Origin of the sequence: Streptomyces durocortorensis (genome assembly GCF_016901035.1) — a bacterium.
In the GTDB taxonomy this organism is placed as follows: domain Bacteria; phylum Actinomycetota; class Actinomycetes; order Streptomycetales; family Streptomycetaceae; genus Streptomyces; species Streptomyces durocortorensis.
The window spans coordinates 1-1,884 of sequence record NZ_JAFEUF010000463.1 but is presented as its reverse complement, the minus strand read 5'-3'; the positions used below and the strand labels follow the sequence as shown (position 1 = coordinate 1,884).

Here is a 1,884-nt window from a genome sequence, read left to right as displayed (position 1 = left end):
ATACTCCCACTGCCGTACTTCCCTTTTGTTTGGTTGGGGGGGGGGCGGGTTTTTTTTTATTCGTGCGGGCGGGGGGGGGGGGGGGGGGGGGGGGGGGCGGGCGATGCGCCGAGGTTTTCCGTGCTCTCCGTGCTCTCCGTGGTCTCTGTACGGGCCTGGGCGCGGCCTGGGTTCTCGGCGGGGGCACGGCCCACGCCCCCGACGCCCAGTTCGGCCAGCAGCCGGGAGCGGAGACCGGTGAATCCGGGGGAGCCGACCTCGCGGGGCCGGTCCAGTGCGACGGGAGTGTCGTACGCGATCCGCCCGTCCCGCATCACCAGCACCCGGTCGGCCAGCAGCAGGGCCTCGTCCACGTCATGGGTGACCAGGAGCACCGCGCAGCCGCGCCGCTGCCAGAGTTCGGCCACGAGTTGCTGGGCCTTGATCCGGGTCAGCGCGTCCAGTGCGCCGAAGGGCTCGTCGAGCAGCAGCAGATCGGGCTCGCGCACCAGGGCACGGGCCAGCGACGCCCGCTGCGCCTCGCCGCCGGACAGCGTCTTGGGCCACGCCCCGGCCCTCTCCGCAAGACCGACCTCGGCCAACGCCTGCTCGGCGACGGCACGTTCGGGCTTGCCGGGCAGTCCGAGCAGCACATTGCGCCAGACCCGCTTCCAGGGCATCAGGCGAGGAGCCTGGAACGCGACCGCGCGGCGGCGGGGGACCAGGACGGTGCCCGAGATCTCCCGGTCGAGCCCGGCCAGCACCCGCAGCAGGGTCGACTTGCCGCAGCCGCTGCGTCCGAGGAGGACGGTGAACTCACCTGTTTTGAGGGTGAGATCGAGATCGTCGATGACGGCACGCCCGTCGAAGGAGCGGGTGAGCCCTTCGACCCGTACGGCGGTTTCGGAGGCCTCGGCGTCCTCGGCGGACGTAGAGGGCCCGGGTGCGGAGTCGAGGAGGGTTTTCACTGGCCGGTGAAGGTCGGTCGCCATTGCAGCAGCAGCCTTTCGAGGATCCGGACGATGACGTCGGCGGTGAGGCCGAGGAAGGCGTACACGACGAGACAGACGACGATCACGTCGGTCCGGAAGAACTCCCGGGCCTGGTTCATCAGGAACCCGATCCCGGCGTCGGCGTTGATCGACTCGCCGAAGACGAGCGCGAGCCAGGCCGTCGCGAGTGAGTAGCGCAGACCGGTCATGGCCCCGGGCAGCGCTCCCGGCAGCACCACATGCCGCACCAGGCCCCATCGGCCGAGCCCCAACGACGTTCCGGCCTCGATGAGTTGGGCGTCGACGCCCCGGATCCCCGCGTACACGTTCAGATACAGGTGGAAGGCCACCCCGAGGGCGATGAGGGCCACCTTCGGCGCCTCGCCGATCCCGAGCCAGATGATGAACAGCGGGATGAGTCCCACCCAGGGCACGGTCCGCAGCATCTGTACGGTCGCGTCGACGAGGTCCTCCCCGAGCCGCGAGAGCCCCGACACGAGGGCGAGCGACGTCCCGATCACCCCGCCGAGCAGGAGCCCCACGATCACCCGCTGGAGCGAGACCCCCATCGCGGCGGGCAGCGTCCCGTCGGCCACCAGATCGGAGCCGGCCCGGGCGATGGTCCCGGGCGAGGCGAGCACATCGGGGTCCAGCACCCCCGTGGCGCTGAACACCTGCCACAGCGCGAGCAACAGCAGGGGCCCGACCGCCCGCCGCACCCACCGCGGAGTGCCCCGCAGCCGCAACCGGCGGACGGACGCCGGGACGACGGCCTCCAGCTCGGGCGGCGTACGCATCAGCGCGGAGGATTTCTCACGGTGGACCGGTACGGCGGGTGGGGGTGCATGGCTGACGGTCATGACGGCTCCAGGTAGGGACGCTCGGACGAGAGCAGGAGGGGGAGGAAAGGGAG

Annotated in this window: 2 protein-coding genes; both read right to left on the bottom strand. The window is 71.2% G+C overall.

Annotation, left to right across the window (positions count from 1 at the left end; all coding sequences use genetic code 11):
• Nucleotides 1–56: 56 nt before the first annotated feature.
• Entirely contained in the window at nucleotides 57–971 is a 915-nt protein-coding gene (locus JS521_RS35435) for an ABC transporter ATP-binding protein (protein ID WP_239488281.1), read from the bottom strand.
• On the bottom strand, nucleotides 944–1,831 hold the full coding sequence (locus JS521_RS35430; RefSeq protein WP_205086956.1) for an ABC transporter permease: 888 nt from the start codon (nucleotides 1,829–1,831) through the stop codon (nucleotides 944–946). The genes JS521_RS35435 and JS521_RS35430 overlap by 28 nt, the downstream gene beginning before the upstream one ends.
• Nucleotides 1,832–1,884 lie beyond the last annotated feature (53 nt).